The organism is Rhizobium sp. Root274, from assembly GCF_001429245.1.
Classification (GTDB): domain Bacteria; phylum Pseudomonadota; class Alphaproteobacteria; order Rhizobiales; family Rhizobiaceae; genus Allorhizobium.
On record NZ_LMJE01000001.1, the window covers coordinates 1,717,455 to 1,740,367 of the forward strand.

At 59.9% G+C, this 22,913-nt stretch carries 17 protein-coding genes; 10 read left to right on the top strand and 7 right to left on the bottom strand.

Annotation, left to right across the window (positions count from 1 at the left end):
- Positions 1 to 88: 88 nt before the first annotated feature.
- Complete coding sequence (locus ASE36_RS08535) at positions 89 to 3,280, top strand: efflux RND transporter permease subunit (RefSeq protein WP_062277717.1); 3,192 nt, start codon at positions 89 to 91, stop codon at positions 3,278 to 3,280.
- A 128-nt stretch (positions 3,281 to 3,408) separates the two neighbouring features.
- On the opposite strand, the gene ASE36_RS08540 is transcribed toward ASE36_RS08535, so the two are convergent.
- Genes ASE36_RS08540 through ASE36_RS08550 form a run of 3 tightly spaced genes read right to left on the bottom strand, consistent with a single transcriptional unit; the run spans position 3,409 to position 6,905 of the window.
- A complete protein-coding gene (locus ASE36_RS08540; protein WP_062277720.1) occupies positions 3,409 to 5,079 on the bottom strand; it encodes a metallophosphoesterase family protein in 1,671 nt (556 codons plus the stop codon).
- Between the two features lie 2 nt (positions 5,080 to 5,081).
- Positions 5,082 to 5,561: a class I SAM-dependent methyltransferase gene (locus tag ASE36_RS08545; protein ID WP_062277723.1), complete on the bottom strand. Its 480-nt coding sequence runs from the start codon at positions 5,559 to 5,561 to the stop codon at positions 5,082 to 5,084.
- Between the two features lie 3 nt (positions 5,562 to 5,564).
- A complete protein-coding gene (locus ASE36_RS08550; protein WP_062277726.1) occupies positions 5,565 to 6,905 on the bottom strand; it encodes a nucleotide sugar dehydrogenase in 1,341 nt (446 codons plus the stop codon).
- Between the two features lie 152 nt (positions 6,906 to 7,057).
- Here ASE36_RS08550 and ASE36_RS08555 point away from each other — a divergent pair, with 152 nt between their 5' ends.
- Together ASE36_RS08555 and ASE36_RS08560 are read left to right on the top strand one after the other, a co-directional pair.
- Positions 7,058 to 8,149, top strand: a complete 1,092-nt coding sequence (locus ASE36_RS08555; protein WP_062277731.1) for a glycosyltransferase family 4 protein — start codon at positions 7,058 to 7,060, stop codon at positions 8,147 to 8,149.
- The gene (locus ASE36_RS08560) at positions 8,146 to 8,868 is read left to right on the top strand and encodes a polysaccharide deacetylase family protein (RefSeq protein ID WP_062277734.1); all 723 of its coding nucleotides are present in this window, start codon (positions 8,146 to 8,148) and stop codon (positions 8,866 to 8,868) included. The genes ASE36_RS08555 and ASE36_RS08560 overlap by 4 nt, the downstream gene beginning before the upstream one ends.
- Before the next feature lie 3 nt (positions 8,869 to 8,871).
- Here the strand turns inward: ASE36_RS08560 and ASE36_RS08565 are convergent, their stop codons facing one another.
- Positions 8,872 to 9,855, bottom strand: a complete 984-nt coding sequence (locus tag ASE36_RS08565) for a glycosyltransferase family 32 protein (protein WP_244474684.1) — start codon at positions 9,853 to 9,855, stop codon at positions 8,872 to 8,874.
- A gap of 202 nt (positions 9,856 to 10,057) precedes the next feature.
- Here ASE36_RS08565 and ASE36_RS08570 point away from each other — a divergent pair, with 202 nt between their 5' ends.
- The 7 genes from ASE36_RS08570 to ASE36_RS08600 all read left to right on the top strand — a co-directional run bounded on the left by ASE36_RS08570 (position 10,058) and on the right by ASE36_RS08600 (position 19,716).
- Complete coding sequence (locus tag ASE36_RS08570; protein WP_062277737.1) at positions 10,058 to 11,947, top strand: dipeptide ABC transporter ATP-binding protein; 1,890 nt, start codon at positions 10,058 to 10,060, stop codon at positions 11,945 to 11,947.
- Positions 11,944 to 13,851: an ABC transporter substrate-binding protein gene (locus ASE36_RS08575; RefSeq protein ID WP_062277739.1), complete on the top strand. Its 1,908-nt coding sequence runs from the start codon at positions 11,944 to 11,946 to the stop codon at positions 13,849 to 13,851. The genes ASE36_RS08570 and ASE36_RS08575 overlap by 4 nt, the downstream gene beginning before the upstream one ends.
- A complete protein-coding gene (locus tag ASE36_RS08580) occupies positions 13,851 to 14,849 on the top strand; it encodes an ABC transporter permease (protein ID WP_062277742.1) in 999 nt (332 codons plus the stop codon). Before ASE36_RS08575 ends, ASE36_RS08580 begins: the two co-directional genes overlap by 1 nt.
- On the top strand, positions 14,846 to 16,012 hold the full coding sequence (locus tag ASE36_RS08585) for an ABC transporter permease (protein WP_062277745.1): 1,167 nt from the start codon (positions 14,846 to 14,848) through the stop codon (positions 16,010 to 16,012). Before ASE36_RS08580 ends, ASE36_RS08585 begins: the two co-directional genes overlap by 4 nt.
- Positions 16,013 to 16,081: 69 nt before the next feature.
- Positions 16,082 to 17,284, top strand: a complete 1,203-nt coding sequence (locus ASE36_RS08590; protein ID WP_062277748.1) for a glycosyltransferase family protein — start codon at positions 16,082 to 16,084, stop codon at positions 17,282 to 17,284.
- Between the two features lie 3 nt (positions 17,285 to 17,287).
- Positions 17,288 to 18,541, top strand: coding sequence for a glycosyltransferase (locus ASE36_RS08595; RefSeq protein ID WP_062277750.1), 1,254 nt, complete (start codon positions 17,288 to 17,290; stop codon positions 18,539 to 18,541).
- Positions 18,538 to 19,716 (top strand): glycosyltransferase family protein, encoded by a 1,179-nt coding sequence (locus tag ASE36_RS08600; protein WP_062277753.1) that lies wholly within the window; start codon positions 18,538 to 18,540, stop codon positions 19,714 to 19,716. The genes ASE36_RS08595 and ASE36_RS08600 overlap by 4 nt, the downstream gene beginning before the upstream one ends.
- 57 nt (positions 19,717 to 19,773) lie before the next feature.
- Here the strand turns inward: ASE36_RS08600 and ASE36_RS08605 are convergent, their stop codons facing one another.
- From ASE36_RS08605 to ASE36_RS08615, 3 genes are all read right to left on the bottom strand, one after another.
- Positions 19,774 to 21,432, bottom strand: coding sequence for an adenylate/guanylate cyclase domain-containing protein (locus ASE36_RS08605; protein ID WP_062277755.1), 1,659 nt, complete (start codon positions 21,430 to 21,432; stop codon positions 19,774 to 19,776).
- Between the two features lie 116 nt (positions 21,433 to 21,548).
- Complete coding sequence (locus ASE36_RS08610; protein ID WP_244474685.1) at positions 21,549 to 22,325, bottom strand: MBL fold metallo-hydrolase; 777 nt, start codon at positions 22,323 to 22,325, stop codon at positions 21,549 to 21,551.
- A gap of 120 nt (positions 22,326 to 22,445) precedes the next feature.
- A complete protein-coding gene (locus ASE36_RS08615) occupies positions 22,446 to 22,904 on the bottom strand; it encodes a cyclic nucleotide-binding domain-containing protein (protein WP_062277761.1) in 459 nt (152 codons plus the stop codon).
- Between the last annotated feature and the right edge of the window lie 9 nt (positions 22,905 to 22,913).

Sequence of the window (22,913 nt, forward strand, 5' to 3'; positions counted from 1 at the left end):
TTCCCTTCACCTTCACGACTGTCCCGGTGGGCCTTCACCCGCCGCAGGAGCCGCTCGTCCTGTTTTTCATCCCGGAGAGGATGCCGACATGAATATTTCCCGCTTTTTTGTCGACCGTCCGGTGTTCGCCGGAGTGTTGTCGATCCTGATCGTCGTTGCCGGCCTCATCGGTATGCGCGCCCTGCCGATTTCCGAATATCCCGAGGTGGTGCCGCCATCGATCGTGGTGCGCGCCGTCTATCCCGGCGCCAATCCCGTGGTAATCTCAGAGACCGTTGCAACGCCCCTCGAGGAGCAGATCAACGGCATCGAAGACATGCTCTATATGAACAGTCAGGCGACCTCCGACGGCGTGCTGACGCTGACGGTAACGTTCAAGCTGGGCACGGACCCGGACAAGGCGCAGCAGCTGGTGCAGAACCGTGTCTCCCAAGCAGAGCCACGCCTGCCAGCGGAAGTGCGTGCCATCGGGGTCACGACCGTCAAGAGTTCACCGGACTTCATCATGGTGGTGAATCTGGTCTCGACCACCGATCGCTATGATGTGACCTATCTGCGCAATTATGCGACGCTCAATATCAAGGATCGGCTGACCCGAATTGAAGGCGTGGGTCAGGTTCAGGTCTTCGGTGCGGGCGACTATGCCATGCGCGTGTGGATCGACCCGCAAAAGGCAGCCCAACATGCACTTGCCGCGAGTGACATCACCAATGCCATCCGCGAACAGAACGTGCAGGCCGCCGCCGGTATCATCGGTGCCTCGCCGACGCCTGGCGATGTCAGCCTGCAGTTGAACGTCAATGCGCAAGGCCGGCTTCGCACGCCTGAGGAATTTGGCAACATCATCGTGAAGACCGGAGACCAGGGAGAAATTACGCGTCTTCGGGATGTCGCGCGTATCGAGATGGGCGCGGCAGATTATACACTTCGCTCGCTTCTCGACGGCCAGCCGGCCGTTGCCATCGCCGTGCTTCAGGCGCCGGGGTCAAACGCAATTGAAATCGCCGACAATGTCCATACCACCATGGATCAGTTGCAACTGGCCATGCCGGAAGGCGTGAAATACGAAATCGTCTATGACACGACGAAGTTCGTGCGCGCCTCGATCGACAAGGTGGTCGATACCTTGCTTGAAGCAATCGCACTGGTCGTGCTCGTGGTGATCATCTTCCTGCAGACCTGGCGCGCATCGATAATTCCGCTGCTTGCCGTGCCGGTTTCGATTATCGGCACCTTCGGGGTCATGTACGCCTTCGGCTTTTCCATCAATGCGCTCACCCTATTCGGCCTCGTTCTCGCGATCGGCATCGTCGTCGATGATGCAATCGTCGTTGTCGAAAACGTCGAACGGAACATCGAAAAGGGGCTGAGCCCGCGGGAGGCGACCTATCAGGCGATGCGGGAGGTCTCCGGACCGATTATCGCGATTGCTCTGGTGCTCGTCGCGGTCTTCGTGCCGCTCGCCTTCATCAGCGGATTGTCCGGCCAGTTCTACCGGCAGTTCGCTCTGACGATTGCGATCTCGACCGTCATCTCGGCGATCAATTCACTGACACTTTCACCGGCTCTCGCAGCGCTGCTGCTGAAAGGTCATGATACCCCGAAGGATTGGCTGACGCGTCTCATGGACGGCCTGTTCGGCTGGTTTTTTCGTGGTTTCAATCGTTTCTTCGGTGCCGCATCGCGCGGCTATGGGCGAAGCGTCGGTGGGCTCGTGTCGCGCAAGTCACTGGTGATGGGCGTGTACCTGATGCTCGTCGGCGCGACTTATGCGGTCTTTAACACGGTGCCCGGCGGCTTCGTGCCGGCACAGGACAAGCAGTATCTGATCGGCTTTGCCCAATTGCCGGATGGCGCAACGCTCGACCGTACCGAATCCGTGATCAAGCGGATGAGCGCGATTGCGATGGAGCAACCCGGTGTTGCCCATGCTATCGCCTTCCCGGGGCTGTCGATCAATGGCTTCACCATCGGCTCCAACTCTGGCATCGTCTTTGCCGTGCTGGACGATTTCGAGGAGCGGACGACGCCGGAGCTTTCCGGCGGTGCCATTGCCATGCAGCTGAATCAGAAGTTTGCGGGCATCCAGGATGCGTTCATCGCCATGTTCCCACCACCACCTGTGAACGGTCTGGGATCCACCGGCGGCTTCAAGCTTCAGTTGGAAGACCGTGCCGGCCTCGGTTATGGCGCACTCGATGAGGCGACCAAGGCATTCCTCGGCAAGGCATATCAGACACCTGAACTGGCTGGCCTGTTTTCGAGCTTCCAGGTCAACGTTCCGCAGCTCTATGCGGATCTCGACAGGTCTCGGGCACAGCAGCTGGGCGTCAGCGTCACCGATGTCTTCGAAACGTTGCAGATCTATCTGGGCTCACTCTATGTGAACGACTTCAACTCGTTCGGGCGGACCTACAGCGTGCGCGTGCAGGCGGATTCCGCCTTCCGTGCCAAGCCCGAAGACATTGGCCAGTTGCAGGTCCGTTCGCGGACCGGCGAGATGATCCCGCTCTCCGCTCTGCTGAAGGTGGACGGAACGACAGGGCCGGAGCGGACGACGCGCTATAACGGCTTCCTTGCTGCCGACATCAATGGCGGCCCCGCACCCGGGTTCTCATCGGGCCAGGCGCAGGCGGCGATCGATCGCATTGCGTCCGAAACACTGCCGACGGGGATCTCCTACGAATGGACGGATCTGACCTATCAGCAGATTCTGGCGGGCAATTCGAGCATCGTCGTATTCCCGCTCGCGCTGCTGCTCGTCTATCTCGTGCTGGCCGCACAGTATGAGAGCCTGACGTTGCCGATCGCCATCATCATGATCGTACCAATGGGCGTGTTGGCAGCACTCGCCGGGGTCTGGTGGACGGGTGGGGACAACAACATCTTCACGCAGATCGGTCTCGTTGTCCTTGTCGGATTGTCAGCAAAGAATGCCATCCTGATCGTCGAATTTGCGCGAGAGTTGGAGTTCGAGGGGCGAAACCCGGTTCAGGCGGCCATCGAAGCAAGTCGACTGCGCCTGCGCCCGATCCTGATGACGTCGATGGCGTTCATCATGGGGGTTGTCCCGTTGGTGCTGTCGACCGGCGCCGGATCGGAAATGCGCGCAGCGATGGGTCTGGCCGTATTCTCGGGCATGATCGGCGTCACATTCTTCGGCATCTTCATGACCCCCGTCTTCTATGTGCTACTGAGAAGGTTGGCGGGCAACCGCCCCCTGGTGCAGCATGAGCCGGTATCGAACCTACAGCCGGCGGCAGAGACCGCACACCACTAGATGGGCGTGCCGCATCGCCGCAAGGTGGCCAAGATCGGAGCCGGCGCAGAGATGCGCCGGCTCATGACGTTTAGACAGTTGCCGGGCCGGGTTCTGTAAGGATTATTCGGGAGCTTAATGTCTGCAATTCAGAGCTCGAAGCGATTAGATTCACTGAGCCGCTCAGCCCGTTCGACATAGAAAAGCATCGATCGGAAAAAAATCTTCAAATAAGCAGCGATCGCTTCTCTTTCGGCCCCGTCTTGCGTGTCCACGAAGCCGGTGGCGATTGCTCTCATACGATCCAACGCCTGTGGCCCTATGAGCCGTTTTCCCAACGTGCCTGCCTGACGCAGGCAGTACCAGTCGGCAATGAGGTCGATGACCGGAAGATCCCGCCACGCATCCGGAATTGCCTTTTCCTTGCTCGGCGTCGCAGTGCGTGGATCGCTGCAGAGGTCGGCAAGCGACATGGACGAAATGGTATCCACCACATCCTTGGGCCACTCTCTGGGAAAATAGCGATGTACCACCAGCGCACGCAAATGGTGGCGCAGGAAAGATCCATATTCGGAGGCCGAGAGCGCCTCGTCGCATGACAGGCCGTTCGCCCGCACCTCGAGCCGATACAGGTCCAAGATGTCCTGATCGAGCGGCAGTTGAGAAAGATCGACGGACGTGACCGTTACGCGCCCTGCTTCGGCCGTGACCAGCTTGAACGCCGGGGGAAAGGCTACAAGCGACGGCACCGCTATGTTGGTCAGCATGTCGCCGCCAATCCGGTGCTCGCTGATACCATCGACATGCCAGTGGCCGCTGAAATGAAGAGAAAGACCCGCAGCCATCAGCGCCTCGGCTACATCGGTTCGCGGTCGGCGCACATTCACGGGACTGGACGGAAACAGGGTCTGTTCGAAGCCTTCCTGATCTTCAAGGGGATCGATGGCAGGGTAATGGGAGAACGCCAGGAGCGTCTTGCCACTCGCCTTTGCCCGCTTGGTGACATCCCTGATCCAATCCAGCAGGAAGGGCTTCAACCGCAAGACCGCATTCCAACCGGCGGCAGTGCTATCGATGAAGGCGCGTTTGGAGCCTGGATGGAAGGTGCCGTTGCGCGGCTCGAAGACGTTCGCGTCCAGCATGAGGAGCCATAGGCCCGGTTCGGGCTCCACCAGATAGGAAGCATCCATGAGGCGGTAGCGGTTGAGCCCGTCCTCGGAGGCAACCTCATAGGTTCGCCTCTCAGGTCGATCATCTGCTCCGAACGGTGTTTCCCAGAAGAGGTCATCGGGCCGCCGGAAATAACCGTGCCGCCCCATCGGCACGAGTCCGTCCGGATACCCCTCGCAGAACATAGCCGCCGAGACAACGCTATCGGCAGGCGGATCCCGGTCGTCACTGGTGACGCGAATGGAGGATCCATCGGGCCGGAGAAAGTAGCGCGACTGGTGCCGACCGGATGGACCGAAAAGGTCGTGATTGCCGGGCAGCGCGTAGAAGCGTGTGCCGAAGCGCGATTCGTAATCGCTGAGCCGCTGTGCGAGACGATGGGTGGTCTCTCGCTGGCCGTCATCGGTATAGTCCCCCAGCAGGACGACGTGGCGGACCCCTCGCGCCGCCACCTCATCCAGCGCCGCCGTCAGTGCAGGCGCACTTTCATTGTAGACGCGGGTTGATTCGCGGCTGTGCGCCCAGGTTTGCAGGGTCAGTCGGCGATTGCCGGCCTCGATGCCGGCGATCCCGTAGTCACCTTCGATCTCGTGGAAATGGGCGTCGGAAATGACGGCGAGCGCGTATTGCGGCCTGACGTCCTCCCGCATCGTTACGCCCTGCGGTAAAAATAGTAGCGCTCGGGATCGATGTGCTCGGCGACCGGAAGACGCTCGAGCCCCTGCCTCTCAAGCGGCAGTCCGCTCAACGCATATGCTCCTGGGGCGAGCATGCTCTCCACCATCGCGGGGAGCCATGTGAGTGTCACGGCATCCTTTTCCGGATCGCCGGTGCCGATATCCGCATGAACGAAAGCTGCGCCGATACCGATATAGGCCTTCCCCGTCTCCGCGATCTCGCCCAGTACGAGATCTTCCGACGGCGGGATGGAGCTCTTGTGGGCGAGAAGCTGGCGGTCGAAGACGACGATTCGGCGGCCGGGAAAATTTTCGCGCAGATGGCTGAAGGTGCGACCATTGCCGAGCCCGATCTCCAAAATGGGACCGTCCGGCAGATCGACCCGGTCGCGAATGAGGTTCAGCATATCGCGCTGGGCGGTCATGCGATTGATGAAACTGTCGAGACGGCTCATGGGTCAGGCCTTGAAGATGTTGCCGGCGGCGATGTTGCGCCGGGCAAATACATTACGCGTATCCACGATCAGCGGCGCCCAGGCGGCGATTGCCGCATAATCAACGTCGTCATGATCGGTAGAAACGAGGACAATATCAAAGCTGCCAATGGTGCCCTCATCCAAGGCCACACTTCTGCGCCCCATGAGATCGGCATATTCGCGGGTTCGCGGCACTTCCGAAACATAGGGATCGTGATAGGCGACGTCGGCGCCACGCTCAACGAGAAGCTCCATCAATCTCAGGGATGGACTTTCACGGATGTCAGGCACGTTTTTCTTGTAAGCCAGTCCCATCACCAGAACACGCGAGCGGCTCAAGGCCTTGCCGGCATGGCGATCGAGAGTTTCGGCAACCTTGTCGACGACGTAATGGGGCATGGCGGTGTTGATTTCGCCGGCAAGCTCGATAAAGCGCGTCGGTCGGTCGAACTCACGAGACTTCCAGGTCAAATAAAACGGATCAATGGGAATGCAGTGACCGCCAAGGCCGGGGCCGGGATAAAAGGGCATGTAGCCAAACGGCTTGGTCTTGGCCGCATCTATAACTTCCCAGACATCAATGCCCATGGCGTCGTAGACAAGCTTCAATTCGTTGACGAGCGCGATGTTGACGGCCCGGAAGATGTTCTCCGTGAGCTTCACCGCCTCGGCGGTTGCCGTTGTTGAAACCGGCACGACGGTTTTCACGACTGCGCTATAAAAGGCCTCCATCAGGGCGCTGGCGTCCGGCCCGTCGCCGGCAACGACCTTCGGTATGGTCGATGTCGAGAAGTCGCGGTTGCCCGGGTCCTCGCGTTCAGGTGAGAAACCGAGGAAGAAATCAGTTCCCGACGTAAGGCCGGTGGCTTCCAGGATTGGCTTCATCACCTCATTGGTGGTTCCCGGCCAGGTGGTCGATTCCAGGACGACCAATTGGCCGGGCCGCAGTGTCTCGGCAATCTTGCGACAGGTTCGCTCGACAAAAGACAGATCCGGATCCCGATGGCGCGTCAGCGGCGTTGGGACACAGATCGCGATGACCTCGCATTCGGCAAGCCTCAAGAAGTCACAGGTCGCGGTGAACCGGCCGGCGGAGGTTTCGGCCTGCAGGACTTCGCTCGGCACTGCCTCAATATAGCTTTCGCCAGCCTCGACGGCCGTGATCTTTGACGGATCGATATCGAAGCCGACGACCGTAAAGCCGGCGCGGGCGATGCTCATGGCCAAGGGCAAGCCGACGTAACCGAGGCCGATCACTCCGGCTTTTGCTGTACGGGCTTGAATGGCGGCACCAAGGCCGATCGCTGCGGAAGAGGATGGCATGATGCACAGGCTCCGAGAGATGCAATTGACCCTGTCAGTTGCGTGCGCAGGACGTGTCTGTCAAGGGCGGGGTCCTTTGCGGTTAATCCACCCCGCGTAAATGTGAGTGCCTCCCTCTTGTCTCACAAAAGGCGGCAGGGTCTAAAGCGAACATGAAGATCGCGTTCTATGCACCGCTGAAATCGCCCGATCATCCCGTGCCTTCCGGCGACCGGCTGATGGCCCGTCAGTTCGTGCGTATTCTGAGAGAAGCCGGGCATTCCCTCGAGATCGCCTCGCGACTGCGCAGCTTTCATGCGACCCCCGATACTGTCTTGCCTGACCTAGAGGGTGCTGCAAACGCGGAGATCGATCGGCTCACGCGGGCTTGGGAGGCTGACGGCCCGCCCGATCTGTGGTTCTGCTACCACCCCTACTATAAGGCGCCTGACCTGATCGGCCCGGTCATTGCCCGACGGTTTTCGCTTCCCTATGTGACGGCAGAGGCTTCCTATTCCGCCCGCCGGAACATCGGATTTTGGGCTGGGCATCAAGAGGCCCTGAAATCGCTGGTGGAACGCGCAGCGTTGAACATCTGTCTCACCGCGCGCGACGAAGCCGGTCTTACGGCAGCGGCACCGGAAGCCAGGCTTGCCCGGATCGCGCCGTTCATCGATGCCGAGCCCTTTGCCAATATTAAGACCGCGCCCGAGGCCGGACGGCTGGTTACCGTTGCAATGATGCGCGCCGGCGACAAGATGCAGAGTTATGCAGCACTTGCAGAGGCCCTGCGGAGGGTTCGCTCGGATGCGTGGCGGCTGGCCGTGATCGGCGACGGCCCGGAGCGCGACAAGGTGAGGCAATTGTTTGCCTTGCTGCCTCAGGAGCGCATCGAATGGATCGGCGAGTTGCCGCGCGAGGGTGTCACGGAGCAGTTGGCCCGTGCCAGTGTCTTCGTCTGGCCAGGTTACGGGGAGGCCTATGGTTTGGCGTATCTCGAGGCCCAGGCAGCCGGTCTGCCAGTGATCGCTCATGAAACCGCCGGCGTGCCGGAAGTCGTCGTCGACGGGCGCACCGGGATCCTGACGCCCGCCGGCGACGCTGACGCCCTGGCTGGAGCGATCGACAGGCTGTTGCAAGATTTTGATCTGAGGAGGTCTCTCGGCCAGAGGGCGCGGAACTTCGTTCTGACGGAGCGCTCGCAGCCCGTCATTGCGGCGCAGATCGCCCCTCTTCTCCTGGCGGCTTTGGAGTATCCACTGTGAGCGAAGCTCTCCTCAGAAATGCAATGGACACTGTCGGGGCGCAGGGTCACAAAGTCCGGCTCTGGCTGCGCGACGACGATTCTGTCGATCCCACCGAAGCGCTCGATCGGCTGCTGGAATTGACGCATGAGTACATGGTGCCGGTGACCCTGGCCGTCATTCCGAAAGACACCGGGGAACCGCTGGTTCGGCGCCTGGACAAAGCACCTCATGCGCGTGTGGCACTGCATGGCTGGTCGCATCATAATCATGCTCCCGCTGCGGAGAAAAAGCAGGAAATCGGTCTGCACAGAGCGGCGCCCGTTGTTCTCGCGGAATTGAAGCAAGGCTTCGACAAGCTCGCTGCAATTCATGCTGCGCGTTTTATTCCCATGCTGGTGCCGCCGTGGAACCGCATCGCACCTGCCCTACTACCGGAACTGCCCGCACTCGGGCTCAAGCTGCTGTCGGTTTTCGGGAAGGAGCAATCCTCGTCGCCGATCCCGCTCGTCAACACACATGTCGACATCATGGACTGGCACGGATCTGGCGGCGGGCGACCGGCGGATACGCTTTTTGCCGAACTGGCGGGTTGGGTTGGGCGTGCCGATGCGCCTCCGATGATCGGCATACTCACCCATCATCTGGTGCACGACGCCGCGGCATGGTCGTTCCTAGAGGCTTTGCTGGCAATTACAGCGTCGCATCCCGCATGCGAATGGGTCTCGCCCGAGGTTTGAGTCCTACCAGGACTTCCAGTCGATGATGAAACCGCGATCGGTTCTCATCGCGGTCTCGCGCGCCATCTGAACGTCGGAGAAGGGTGCGCGCCTTGGTAAGACGGCGGCCATCATGTCTGCAGTGGCCAGTGTCACTCCTGCGCCGCGGCTGGCATAGGTGAAGATGAGGGGGCCGGTCGACCACCAGGCCGGCGCACCCGGCAAAGCTTCCATGATCCCGGGCATGGCCTCGATGATGCGCTGGATCACGGGGTGTGCCGCCGGTGTCGCTATGAAGGCATTGGCAAGAAGCAGACCACCCGCGCTGGTCAGTCGTGGTATCTCGGCCGCCAGCGCCGTGAAACCGACCAATGCTATGAAGTCTTCAAAACCCGCATCGTCCCGGGCCGGATACCAGTCGGCATCCATGTAAATCCCGCCGAAGCGCTCAAGGACCAGATATCGCGCAACATCAGCTGCTCCGGGATAATCCTCGCGCGCCAGCATGTCTGCGTAGCTTGGGTGGTCATGAAAACCTTCCCGCTGAAGCGCCATCGTGTCCCAGAGACGATATTCCATGCCATGCGCTGCGCAATGGGCACGCCATGCAGCGACTGCCGGCGGCTGTGGGAGATCGCCGATCCACACCTGGTGCAGTATGCGCGGCACCGGCGCGGCAGCAAGACGGGCAATGAGGCGGCGCTGCTCGCCGGTATAGGTGCCGACAGCTTCCATCGTGCCGGGATCAGGCACCAGGGTGAATTGAAGCCCGGTGACCCGCAACCGGTCGCCTGAAAGCTTGGCAAGTTTCAGATAGGCAGAGTGCAACTTGCGGGGCAGTCCCAATACGGTCGGAGGGCCCAGTTCCGCTTGAGATACCAGTTCAGTATCAGCGGCCAGGGCATCCAGCGCTTGCCGAGCGCCATCGGGATCACCGGCGCGTGCCTGTTCAATGGACTGCGCGATGATTTCGCGGGCGCGGGCGCGCGGATTGTCGGTGTCGGTCAAATCCTGTCTCCCGCTTTGGCAAGTGCCCGATTTCTATCGGCAAAAGCCATGCACTCGCAAGTCCTCCAAAGCCTGCTGATGGCCACATCTTCGCGATGGACAGTCTGCGGTGAGGTCGATACGGTAGATTTGTCCAAGAACGAGCCCAGAAGAAGATCGTAAGCTTGGACGGTTTTGGCATCCCCGGGGGCGTAATTGGTTCATGGTCGTCGGCACTGACTTGCTTTCCGTGGAGACGCTCAGTGTTTCCTTTCCCTTGATTAACGGCAGCGTCGAGGCCGTTCGCTCGCTTTCCATGCGCGTGGCACCTGGTCGCGTTACCGCTCTTGTCGGAGAATCGGGATCGGGTAAATCGGCGCTGGGCCGGGCGATCATGGGGATCGAATCCGATTATGCGCGGATCTCCGGAAAGGCCGTGTTCAACGATCCTCAGGGCAACGGTCCGGTCGACCTGATCAGCCTGCCACGCGATAGACGCCGCATTCGACAGATCCGCGGTGATCGAATCGGCATGATCTTCCAGGAGCCGATGACCTCGTTTTCGCCGCTGCACACCATCGGCAATCAGATCGAAGAGGTGCTGCGGATCCACTCGATGCTCTCGGCTCGTGAGCGCCGCGAGCGCTCTGAAGAGATGCTGGCGATGGTGGGTTTCCAGGATCCCGCCAGGATCTTCGACATGTATCCTTTCGAGCTCTCCGGGGGGATGCGCCAGCGCGCCATGATCGCCATGGCGCTGATCGGCCGACCGGCACTTCTGATTGCCGACGAACCAACCACGGCACTGGACGTGACGATCCAGGCGCAGATCCTCAAGCTGCTCAAGGAGCTGCAATCGAAGCTCGGCATGGCGGTCCTGCTCATTACCCATGACCTCGGCGTGGTTGCGTCCATGGCTGACGAGGTCGTGGTGATGTATCGGGGCCAGGTGATGGAATCGGGCAGCGTCGAGCAGATTTTTCGCAATCCGCAGCATGCTTATACGCGCGGGCTGATGGCGGCAGTGCCCGATTTCGACATGGCGCGTGACGAGCGACTGAAGCCCTTGCGCGAGATCGAGGTCAACGCAGGCGGGCTTTTGGGCGCGCGAACCCGTCCCGCCGCGGGCAAGTCCGATATCCTGCTCTCCGTGCGCAACGTCACCAAGACTTACCAGCCCAAGGGCTCGAACGGCTTTTTCAGCAAGTTGCCCAAGCCGACCCGTGCGGTGCATGACGTATCGTTCGATGTCCGGCGTGGCGAAACGCTGGGCCTGGTCGGCGAAAGTGGGTGTGGCAAGACCACGCTCAGCAAAATCCTCATGCGGGGCGTGACCCCGGACCATGGGCAGGCGATATTTGAAAGCGCCGACGGGCCTGTCGACATTCTCAAAGCCGACGGCAAAGCCTTGCAGGATCTGCGATCCTCCATTCAGATGGTCTTTCAGGACCCCGTCTCGTCGCTGTCTCCGCGCATGACGGTGCGCAGCATTATCGGGGAGCCTCTGGAGATCCACGGCTATGGCGATTCCCGTGAACGGGTCGCTCTGTCAAAACGGCTCGTGGAATCTGTCGGATTGCCGACGTCGGCGCTGGGGCGTTATCCGCACAGCTTCTCCGGTGGGCAAAGGCAGCGTATCGGAATTGCGCGGGCACTTGCGCTTGGCCCAGATCTGCTTATCTGTGACGAACCAGTCTCCGCACTCGACGTGTCCGTGCAGGCGCAGGTTCTCAATCTCCTGAAGGATCTCCGCGCTGAACTGGGGCTTACCTACATCTTCATCTCGCACAATCTGGCAGTCGTGAACTACATGGCCGACCGGGTGGCCGTGATGTATGCAGGCCGGATCGTCGAGATTGCCCCTTGCGACATCATCATGCGCAATCCCATCCATCCCTATACACGCAAGCTGATTGCAGCCGTGCCCTCTCCGGATCTCGATAGGCCAATCGACTTCGAGCGCGCAGGCGAGACATCCATTTCCGCAAAGGGAGCCTGGGGCAAACAGTTTCTGGATGAGGGTGACCCGGATGTGCTCACACACATAGACCTTGGGGGCGAACATTTTGTCCTTGCGCGCAGCACCGCCGATGCACGGGAGCTCAAGGCATGATTACCCGTCGCTCGATCCTCGCTTTGATGGCGGCCTCGACGCTCGCCCGTCCGGTTTTCGCAGCCGCGATCGATGATGAACCCGAAGCACTGCGCGAAGCCGTGCGTGCGGGTACGCTGCCGCCGATGCGCGAGCGCCTGCCGCAGGTCCCCCGCGTCATTTCTCTGGAAGGACCAGGCCTTGCGCCCGGACGCACGGGCGGCAAGATCCGTATTCTGGTCGGCAATCAGCGCGACATCCGTTACATGCCGATCTACAGCTATTGTCGCCTGATTGGCTTCGACCGGAACTTCAACTTCCAGCCCGACATCCTCAGAGATTTCGGCGTGGAGCGCGACCGGATCTTCACGCTGCATCTTCGCCCTGGCCATCGTTGGTCGGATGGCAGCCCCTTCACGGCCGAGGATTTCCGTTATGTCTGGGACGACATGTTCCACAACAAGGAGCTCCATAAGGGCGGCATGCCGAACGTGCTGCGTGTCGCGGATAAGGAGCCGGTATTCGAGGTGCTCGACCCGGTCACCGTGCGCTACAGCTGGGAGGATCCAAACCCGGATTTTCTCGCAGAACTCGCATCTCCCGTCGCGACCCGCCTGATGCAGCCCTCTGCCTATCTGAAGCAGTTTCATCCCAGCTACCAGACGCCCGAGAAGCTTGCCGAGCTGATCGCGCAGCAAGGTGTGGAAGACTGGGTCGCGCTGCATCAGAAGATGTCGCGTTCGGCACGACCGGAAAATCCGGATCTGCCCACGCTTGATCCCTGGCGCAACACCACTTCGCCCCCTTCCGGCTATTTCGTTTTCGAACGCAACCCGTATTTTCACCGCGTCGACCAGAATGGGCAGCAGTTGCCCTATGCCGACATAGTCACACTCAGTGTCGGTTCCGGCGACTTGATCTCAGCCAAGACCGCCGCAGGGGAAAGCGATCTGCAGCTGAACAATATCGATTTCTCCGATTACACCTTCCTCAAGGGTGCGGAGGAGCGCGGGGTCATCAAGGTTGACCTGTGGAAGCGCACCCAGGGCTCGCGGACCGCGCTCATCCCCAATCTCAATTGCACCGATCTGGTCTGGCGCAACGTTTTCCGCGACGTGCGGGTTCGCCGCGCCTTGTCGCTCGCGATCAACCGCGACGAGATCAACAAAGCTGTCTTCTTTGGTCTCGGCCAACCAAGTGCAAATGCGGTTCTGCCCGATAGTCCTTTGTACAAGACACGTTACCGGGATGCTTGGGCGGCATTTGACCCGGACCAGGCGAACGCTCTGCTCGACGAGGTAGGTTTGAAGCGGGAAAGCCCACGGGGACAGCGCCTGCTGCCCGACGGTCGTTTGTGCAACCTGATCATCGAAACCACGGCCGAAACGAGTTATGAGACAGACGTGCTCGAGCTCGTCACGGACTACTTCTGGCGCATCGGCTTTCGCATCTTCACCCATGTCGCGCATCGTGAACTCTTCCGCCAACGGATCGTCAACGGCGAGACGGTCATGGCGCTCTGGTGGGGACTGGACAACGGCGTGCCAACGGCCGACATGTCGCCGCGCGAATTGGCGCCCACCTCGAATGACCAGATCCAATGGCCGCTCTGGGGCTTGCACGAGCTTTCCGGCGGCGGCGACGGACGCCCGCCGGAAACCGATGAAGCACGGATGTTGCTTGAGCTTTTCCACCGCTGGCGTTTGGCCGACACACTCGAAGGCCGAACTGCGATCTGGCACGAAATGCTCGAGCTTTTCACGCAGCAGGTCTTCACGATCGGAATCGTGAATTCTGTTCTGCAGCCGGTGGCGAAGAACCGCCGATTGCGGAATGTGCCAGAACAAGCTCTTTTCGGCTTCGACCCCACCTCCTATCTGGGCGTCTACATGCCGGACACCTTCTGGTTCGAAGGAGACACCTGATGTTGCGCTATATTCTTTGGCGCATCGCCATGATGGTGCCGACCCTGATCATGATCTCGATCCTCGTCTTTACGATCATCGAGCTACCACCCGGGGACTTTTTCGAAAGCCATATCGAAGAGATGCGCGCCATCGGCGAAAAGGCCGATATGGAGGAGATCGAAGATCTCAAGGCGCGCTACGGCTTCGACAAACCTGCGCCGCTCCGATACATCGACTGGGTGACCAAATTTGCCATGGGCGACTTCGGGTATTCTTTCGAATATCGCATGCCCGTCGCCGATGTGGTCGGTGATCGCGTGTGGCTGACAGTTCTTGTCTCGACCGTCACCATTACCCTGACCTGGCTGATCGCTTTTCCCATCGGGATCTATTCCGCGACGCATAAATACAGTTGGGGCGACTACGGCTTCACGCTTTTAGGCCTGCTGGGCATTGCGGTGCCCAACTTCATCCTGGCCCTGGTGATGATGTATTTCGCCAATATCTGGTTCGGCACCTCCATCGGCCATCTGATGGATCCGAGCTACATCAACGAACCGATGAGCCTTGCGAAGTTCAAGTCGATCCTTGAGCATCTCTGGATCCCGGTGCTGATCATCAGCACGGCCGGCACCGCCGGCATGGTTCGCCGGGTTCGAGCGAACCTCATGGATGAACTGCACAAACAATATGTCATGACGGCCCGGGCCAAAGGCCTTCATCCGTTTCGCACGCTGATGAAATATCCGTTCCGCATGTCGCTGAACTTCTTCATTTCCGATATCGGCTCCATCCTGCCTTCGATCATTTCGGGGGCCGAAATCACCGCTGTCGTATTGTCACTGGAGACCACAGGGCCGATGCTGATCCGCGCCCTGCAGAATCAGGACATGTATCTCGCCGGCTCCTTCCTGATGTTCCTCGCCATCCTGACCGTGATTGGTGTCCTCGTGTCGGACATCGCGCTGGCGATCCTCGATCCGCGCATCCGCCTCCAGGGGGGACGAACCAAATGAGTGATCGGACAGCATCGGACAATGTGGCGCAGCATTTCGTCTCCAGCGCCCCTTTCGACCCCTATCTCGTAGAGGTCGACAACGATCAGGCGAGCGGACATGCCTCGCAGCTCAGACTGACTTGGTGGCGCTTCCGCAGACACAAGCTCGCCCTGATTTCAGGCATCCTGCTGCTCTCCGCCTATCTGATGATCGTGATCGTGGAGTTCCTGGCGCCCTACAATGTCCATACCCGAAACGTGGACAACATCTATGCACCTCCGCAGGAGGTCCACTTCTTTCACGACGGAGCCTTTGTCGGACCCTTCGTCTACGGACGGGACATGACATTGGACATGAACACGCTACGACGAATCTATACCGACGACGTCACGGACGTGCAGAAAATCCGCTTCTTCTGCCGCGGAGACAGCTATCGCTTCTGGGGCATGATCGAGGGCAATGTGCATCTCGTCTGCCCGGCGGAGAAGGGTGAGTTCTTCCTGCTCGGAACGGACCGGCTTGGGCGGGACGTCCTGTCCCGGATTCTCTATGGCGCCCGGATCTCGCTGACCATCGGCCTGCTCGGGGTTATGACGAGTTTTGCTCTCGGCATCGTGATCGGTGGATTGGCGGGTTATTGGGGAGGTTGGTTCGATCTCGCAGTCCAACGCGTGACGGAAGTTCTGCAGTCGATCCCCAGCATTCCGCTCTGGCTTGCCATGGCGGCGATCATGCCGGCGGACTGGTCCCCGCTTGTTGTCTATCTTGGAATAACCTTCATTCTCGGGCTGCTCGACTGGACGGGCCTTGCCCGCGCCGTCCGCTCCAAATTGCTCGCCCTGCGCGAAGAAGACTATGTTCTGGCAGCCCAGCTGATGGGGGCAAAAAGCCCGCGCATCATCGCCCGCCACCTGGTTCCCGGCTTCATGTCGCATCTGATTGCCAGCGCGACACTAACCATTCCAGGGATGATCCTCGGCGAAACCACTCTCAGCTTTCTCGGTCTCGGTCTCAGGCCACCGATCACGAGCTGGGGGGTTTTGCTGACGGAAGCACGAACTGTGAACGTTGTTGCCCTTTACCCGTGGCTGCTTTTCCCGGTAATCCCGGTCATCGTTGTCATCCTGGCTTTCAACTTTCTGGGAGATGGCCTGAGAGATGCCGCCGATCCATATAATTGACCCAAATACACCCTGGATGAGGCACGACAGCGCCGAAAGACGTCCGCGATTTCGCAGTGAGGTTATCTGATGACGACGGGACGTTCGCGTAAAGCTCGCATCCTTATGTACAGCCACGATACGTTCGGCCTGGGACACCTACGCCGATGCCGGACGATCGCGCATTCTCTGGTTGAGGATTACAGCAGCCTGCAGGTTCTGATCATCTCCGGCGCGACGATTGCAGGTGCCTTCGAATACCGGGCTCGCGTCGACTTCGTCAAAATTCCGAGCGTCATCAAGCTGCGCAATGGCGAATACACGTCGATGGATCAGCACATCAACGTGGCGGAAACGATCGCCATGCGCCGGTCGATCATCCGCAATACGGCGGAGACGTTCGAGCCCGACATCTTCATCATCGACAAGGAACCGCTGGGCTTGCGCGGCGAGGTGGAGGATACCCTTCACTTCCTTAAAGGACGCGGCACCACGCTCGTGCTTGGTCTCCGCGAGGTCATGGACGCACCGCATCTGCTCGACGTCGAGTGGAAGCGCAATGACACCATGCACAAGATCGGCATGCTCTATGACGATATCTGGGTCTATGGTCCGCCGGACTTCTATGATCCGCTGACCGGGCTCGACGTGCCCGACAGTGTACGCGAGAAAATGAATTTTGTCGGCTTTCTGCAACGCAAGGCATCTGTCACGCGTTCGTCGGAGGCTGGCGAATATCTGATTGTGACCACGGGTGGCGGTGGAGACGGCTCTGACCTGGTTCGAGACGTGATTGCCGCTTACAAGGCGGATCCGACGCTGACGATCAAAGCGATGATCGTGCTCGGGCCCTATATGCCCAACGAGCAGCGTCAGCAGTTCATGGATCATGCCGCGGGCGATCCGCGCATTGAGATCATCGAGTTCGACAATCGGATGGAAGACAGGATAGCCGGCGCGCGCGCAGTCGTCGCGATGGGCGGCTACAATACCTATTGCGAAATCCTGTCCTTCGATAAGCCGGCCCTGATTGTGCCTCGCACCCAGCCACGCCTGGAGCAGTTGATCCGGGCGCGGCGGGCGGCGGAGCTCGGCCTCGTCAGCATGCTGCCACCCCAAGAGGCGGCAGACAGCCAGCGATTCGCCAATGCGCTGAAGGAACTGCTGCTGCGCGATCCTCCGTCCGCAAGCCCAGCGGCTTTGCATCTCGAAGGTTTGCCGACGATCTCCAAGATCGTGGACCAGCATTTGACCGACAAGAAGAACCTGTCGCTTCTGTCCGCGCAGGGTTGATCGATGATCGCGAACAGAAAAATCCTGGTGCTTCTCAAGGGGTATCCGCGTCTTTCGGAGACCTTCATCGCCCAGGAACTTCTCGGACTTGAGAAAGCAGGGTTTGGGCTTACCCTTGTTGCGATGCGCAGGCCGACCGACAAGAAGCGCCATCCGGTTCATGACGAGATCCGCGCGAGCGTCGACTATCTACCGGAATATCTGCACGAGGAGCCAGTTCGGGTCCTCAAGGCAATCTGGAAGATCCGCAAACTGCCTGGATTTCGCCCGGCATTGAAGCAATTCTGGCAGGACCTCAAGCGCGACGTGTCGCGCAATCGTGTCCGTCGCTTCGGCCAAGCTGCAGTCCTCGTGGCCGAGTGGCCGCAGGATGCGCAGTGGCTTCACGTCCACTTCATCCACACGCCTGCTTCCGTGGCGAGCTATGCCAGCCAGATCAGCGGCATTCCCTGGACGGTCTCGGCTCACGCCAAGGATATCTGGACCTCGAAGGATTGGGACCTCGCGGAGAAACTAGAGCGGGCGGACTGGGCGGTGACCTGCACGGCGGTAGGCTACGACAAGCTCAACAGCCTCGCCGGTGGACGCGGGAACGTGAACCTGAGCTACCACGGGCTCGATCTCGAGCGTTTCCCGCATTTCGACGGTGAGCGATCACTGCGTGACGGCAAAGACCCGGCTGATCCTGTCCGCATCCTCAGCGTGGGACGCGCGGTGAAGAAGAAAGGATACGACACTGTCCTCAAAGCGCTTGCCAAGCTGCCCTCCGAGCTGAATTGGCGCTTCACCCATATCGGCGGCGGCGAGGAACTGCCCGGCTTAAAATCACTCGCGGAAGAACTTCACATCGCCGACAGGATTGTCTGGATGGGGTCGATGGATCAGCGCGACGTGCTGACGCAATACAGGCAGGCGGATCTCTTCACACTAGCCTGCCGCATCACGGCGGATGGTGACCGAGATGGTCTGCCGAATGTGCTGGTGGAGGCGGCAAGCCAACGCCTGATGGCGGTGTCGACCTCCGTGTCGGGTATTTCAGAGCTTTTTCGTGACGATGAGAATGCCCTGCTTGTGGGCCCCGACGATGCCGAGGCTCTGTCGGCGTCGTTCCAGAGGGCGATCACCGATCCAGCGCTACGCCACCGGCTGGGAGCTGCGGCAGAGGAGCGGGTGCGGCGCGATTTCGACTATCATGACAGTATCCGAGATCTCAGCCGATTGTTTAGAGCATCCTGGGCGCGGAGGGACGGCGAATGACTGAAGCGCAGGACGCCGACAGAGGATCGGCCGGAAAGGTTTTCTTCTATGTGCAGCACCTGCTGGGCATAGGTCACCTTGCCCGTGCCAGCCGCATATCCCGCGCTCTTGTACAGGCCGGCTTTGACGTCACGTTGGTGACCGGCGGTGCACCCGTCGCAGGTTTTCCGGGAGCGGGCATCGGGCATGTGCAATTGCCTGCCGTTGTTGCTTCCAACAACGGTTTTTCGGCGCTCTCCGATCTCGATGGTAACCCAGTGGATGCCGCGTTCGAACAAGCACGGACAGCCAGATTGCTGGACGCCTTTCATGCTACGCGCCCGGATGTGGTCATCCTGGAAGCGTTTCCATTCGGGCGTCGGCAGGTCCGGTTCGAACTTCTGCCCCTGATCCAGGCGATCGAGGCGGCTAAACCGCGTCCGCTGCTGTTCAGCTCCATCAGGGACATCCTGCAGGAAAACCGCAAGGCGGGCCGTGACCGCGAGACGGTCGATCTGATCAGGGCACACTTCGATGGTGTCCTCGTGCACGGCGCGCCAGAATTCGTGCGGCTGGAAGAGACCTTCGCTCTGACGCCGGAAATTGCCGATCGGGTGCACTATACCGGTCTCGTGGCCCCCCCCGCGCCGGAACCCTCTCCTGACCGGTTCGACACCGTCATATCGGCAGGCGGTGGCGCCGTGGGCTCACTGCTCATCGGTGCAGCACTTGAGGCCCGTACCCTGCTTGATGACGGATCCTCCTGGTGCGTCATCACCGGGCCAAACCTTCCCCAGGCCGACTACGATCGTTTTGAAGCATGCGCGGGAGAAAACGTGTCCCTCTTCCGCTTCCGTCCAGACTTTCCGAGCCTTCTGCCAGCGGCCAGTCTGTCGATTTCGCAGGCGGGATATAACACGGTTTGCGACCTGCTCGTCGCTCGCTGCCGCGCCTTGCTGGTGCCTTTTGCCGCCGGCGGCGAGACCGAGCAGTGCGTACGGGCCGAGAAGCTGCAGGCCCTCGGTCTCGCACGTATCGTATCGGAAGAGGGGCTCACCGGAAAGGCCATGGCAGAAGCCATCCTTGCGACCAGGGGACTTGTGGTTCCCCAGAATCTGCCGATCGCGCTTGATGGAGCGGCAGAAACGGCCCGTTTCATTCGCGCGTGCCTCGACAAGCGTACAGATACTCCTTGAGGTTCGGGGGCGCCTCGCAAGTGACCGTTCCGCCAACAACACCACGCAACGGCACTTTCAAAGATAGCGCTGCGCCTGTTCCGGGGAGAACAGAAGCACTGTCATCTCCAGACGCCGCCCCCTCAAGGGCAAACGCCGGGTCGTCACACCTTCCCGGGGAAGTTCTGCCAACAGCATCACAGCCTCCGACACCGCAAGGGCGACGTTGAATTGCTTGGCGGCGGTCTCAAGCCGGCTCGCCACATTGACCGTGTCGCCGATCGCCGTAAGCGAAGCGACCTTGCCGTAGCCGACCATGCCGAGGATTGCGGGGCCGTAATGGATGCCAATTGCGACCTCCAGATCGATGCCAAATTCCTGCACCAGTTGGCTGTTGAGCTTCTGCGTCTCTGCGATGATATTGGCCGCAGCACCCATTGCCCGCCGGCACGCATCCCTTGGGCCGTTCTGGTCGATCTCGAAGATGGCCATGACCCCATCCCCAATATATTTGTCGACCCGCCCGCCGGCGGCCTCGATTGCGGGCACAAGGATCGCAAAATAGGAATTGAGCAGGAAAACGATGTCGTAAGGCAGGCGCCCTTCGGCGATGCTGGTAAAATTGCGGAGATCTGCGAACATCACCAGGACGTCCTTCTCGCGGCCGACTTCGAGGTTGGTTCGGCTGGAGAACTGGTCACCCCCCTCCGGCGGCTCAAGTTGCAACGCTACATGCAGATCGAAATTCGGTCGCAGTTGGCAGCTCAGCCGGGTATCCGGCGAGGCCTTGATTCGCGCCAGTGTGGCGATTTCGAGAGCGTTCGGCGCAGGTAACGGGCCCTGGCTTTCCAGAACCCTGACGCGGCATGTGGAGCAACGGCCTTTGCCGCCGCAGACCGAGTAGTGATCGATGTGTCCAACCCTGCTCGCCTCAAGGACGCTGGTTCCTCGCGGCACATGCACGAGGGCACCATGGGAATAGGTGATCAGGATATGAGACTCTCGATGGCGAAAATAGCGGACGGTGCGCAGCAGCAGGACCACTCCGGCCGCGCCAGCCAAGACGATATAAAACTGCCGTTCGATGGCGGAGATGTCGCCATCCGGCGTGGCCGCAAGCCAGGTGCCATGGAATTCGCTCGGAGGACGCGCCAGTTCCTCAATGCCAACAGTATTTGCAGGTGGAAGCCTTTGTCCCGTGACAAGAACGCCACCCAAGGCGAGTGTCGGGACAATGATGGCCATCGCAAACAGGATCTGGGCGTAGCGCGGAAACCAGTCCCGATAGCTAAATGTGGCGTAGAGACCTAGGCATCCGTGCACCCAGGCCATAATAACAGCAGCCGTCATTTTCAGCCCGAGCAGGCCATTCTGCCACATGGCTCTGATGACGCCGATATAGTCGGTATCCGCTCCGCCAAAAACGACAGGGAGACGCGCCCAGATAACGTGCTGGGCAATCAGAAGCGGCAGAGACAAGCCGAAAACGACCTGTACGACGGTTGCCCGGCGCAGTCCTATCAGCCGACGGAGGTAGAGCGTTCGAAGTGCGAGCAGGAAATGGAGGGTGAAAGATCCATAGAGAAAAATTGCGCTGATGGGATTTCGCCAGATGGTTCTGAATGAATCCAATGCCTTTTCCGCGAGGTCCTCGGAGATCAGCAACAAGGCGTGGTTAAGGAAATGCATGGTCACGAACGTGAACATGATCAGGCCGGTCACGATCCTCAGCCGCATTGCCGCTTTTTCAGTCAGGAACGGACGCCCATGCGGCTTCGGATTCACGAAAAGTACCTTATGGAGGGAAGGGGCAGTTCATCGTTCTGCGCCCAATGTCTACGATAGGGCTTGCCTCAGACGCCGAAGACTTGCCCGTCTTTAACCACCTGCGCTTCTGAAAAACGCTCCGCAGCAAGCCTTGCTATCCGCTCGAGATCCTGATCGGTGTGAAAAGGGGAATGATGCATCAAGCCGATAGCCTTGACCTTGGCCGCTTCGGCCAGCCGGATTGCGTGCTGCCACGAGGAATGGCCAAAACCCTGGTATTTAGCCATTTCTTCGTCGCAAAAGGCACTGTCGTAAAGGAAAAGGTCTGCACCCTCGATCAGCTTGAGGACCTTCTCGTCCAGCTCACCAGGTGTGTGTTCCGTGTCTGTGACGATCGCCACGACCCGACCGGCATATTCGATCCTGTAGCCGGTCGATCCACCAGGATGCTGCAGACGACCGGTTCGCACGGTAATTCCGGCTCCGGGTTCGAGCACATCGCCCGGCAGGAAGTCGCGGTAATCCACCGCTGCCTTGAAGATTTCCGGCCCGACCGGAAAATATGGCGGACGCATCACACCTTTGATGACGTCGTACGTCGTCATCACTCCCTCCAGATGGGCTGAAGCGATGGCAACTGTTGTATCTGGCTTATGCAGAGGGGCAAAAAAGGGGAGACCTTGAATATGATCGTAATGACTGTGTGTGAGAAAGAGGCTGACAGTCTTCACGGCTCGGGACAGAAGGTCCACGCCCGCTGGAATTATCCCGGTCCCGGCGTCGAAGAGAAGCACGTCACTCCCGCAGCGAACCTCGATACAGATTGTGTTGCCCCCGTAGACATTAAACGCCGGGCCGGCCATGGGAGTGGATCCACGTGATCCCCACACAGTGACACTGATCGGTGTCGGCCTCTCGCTCGATCCACCAGATACGGCTGCGTTCATATCGTTCCCTGGAGACGCTCCGAGAGCCTGATGCAATCAGGCAAATTCGGCGCGCCCCTTGTGCTTTGCCAGTTCCGAGGTGGTTGTCGTGAGGCGGGTCGCCAATACCTTCAAGACGGAGAACATCAAGCTCGGGCAGTCCGCCATCATTTTCAGAAAGGTTTGCTTGTCGATCCGCAGCGTCTCAAGGGGCGTCAGTGCGCTGACGGTTGCCGTTCGATATCCATCGCTTAGGAGGGCAATTTCGCCGACGATCGAGTTCTTCTCAGCTTTGGCCACGCTGACGAGGCCCCTGGGGGTCTCGACAGTTATGTCAACAGAGCCGCTTAAGATCACATAGGCCGCATCGCCAGGATCGCCTTCATGAAAGAGTTCCTGACCTGGCGTGAAGCGCACTCGATCCGAGTTGAAAGCCAAAAGCTTCAACTTGGAAGGATTGGCGGATGCAAAGAAAGGCAGTGAGCTTAAGCACCTTACCTCGTCATCAAGGACCATTTCACATCT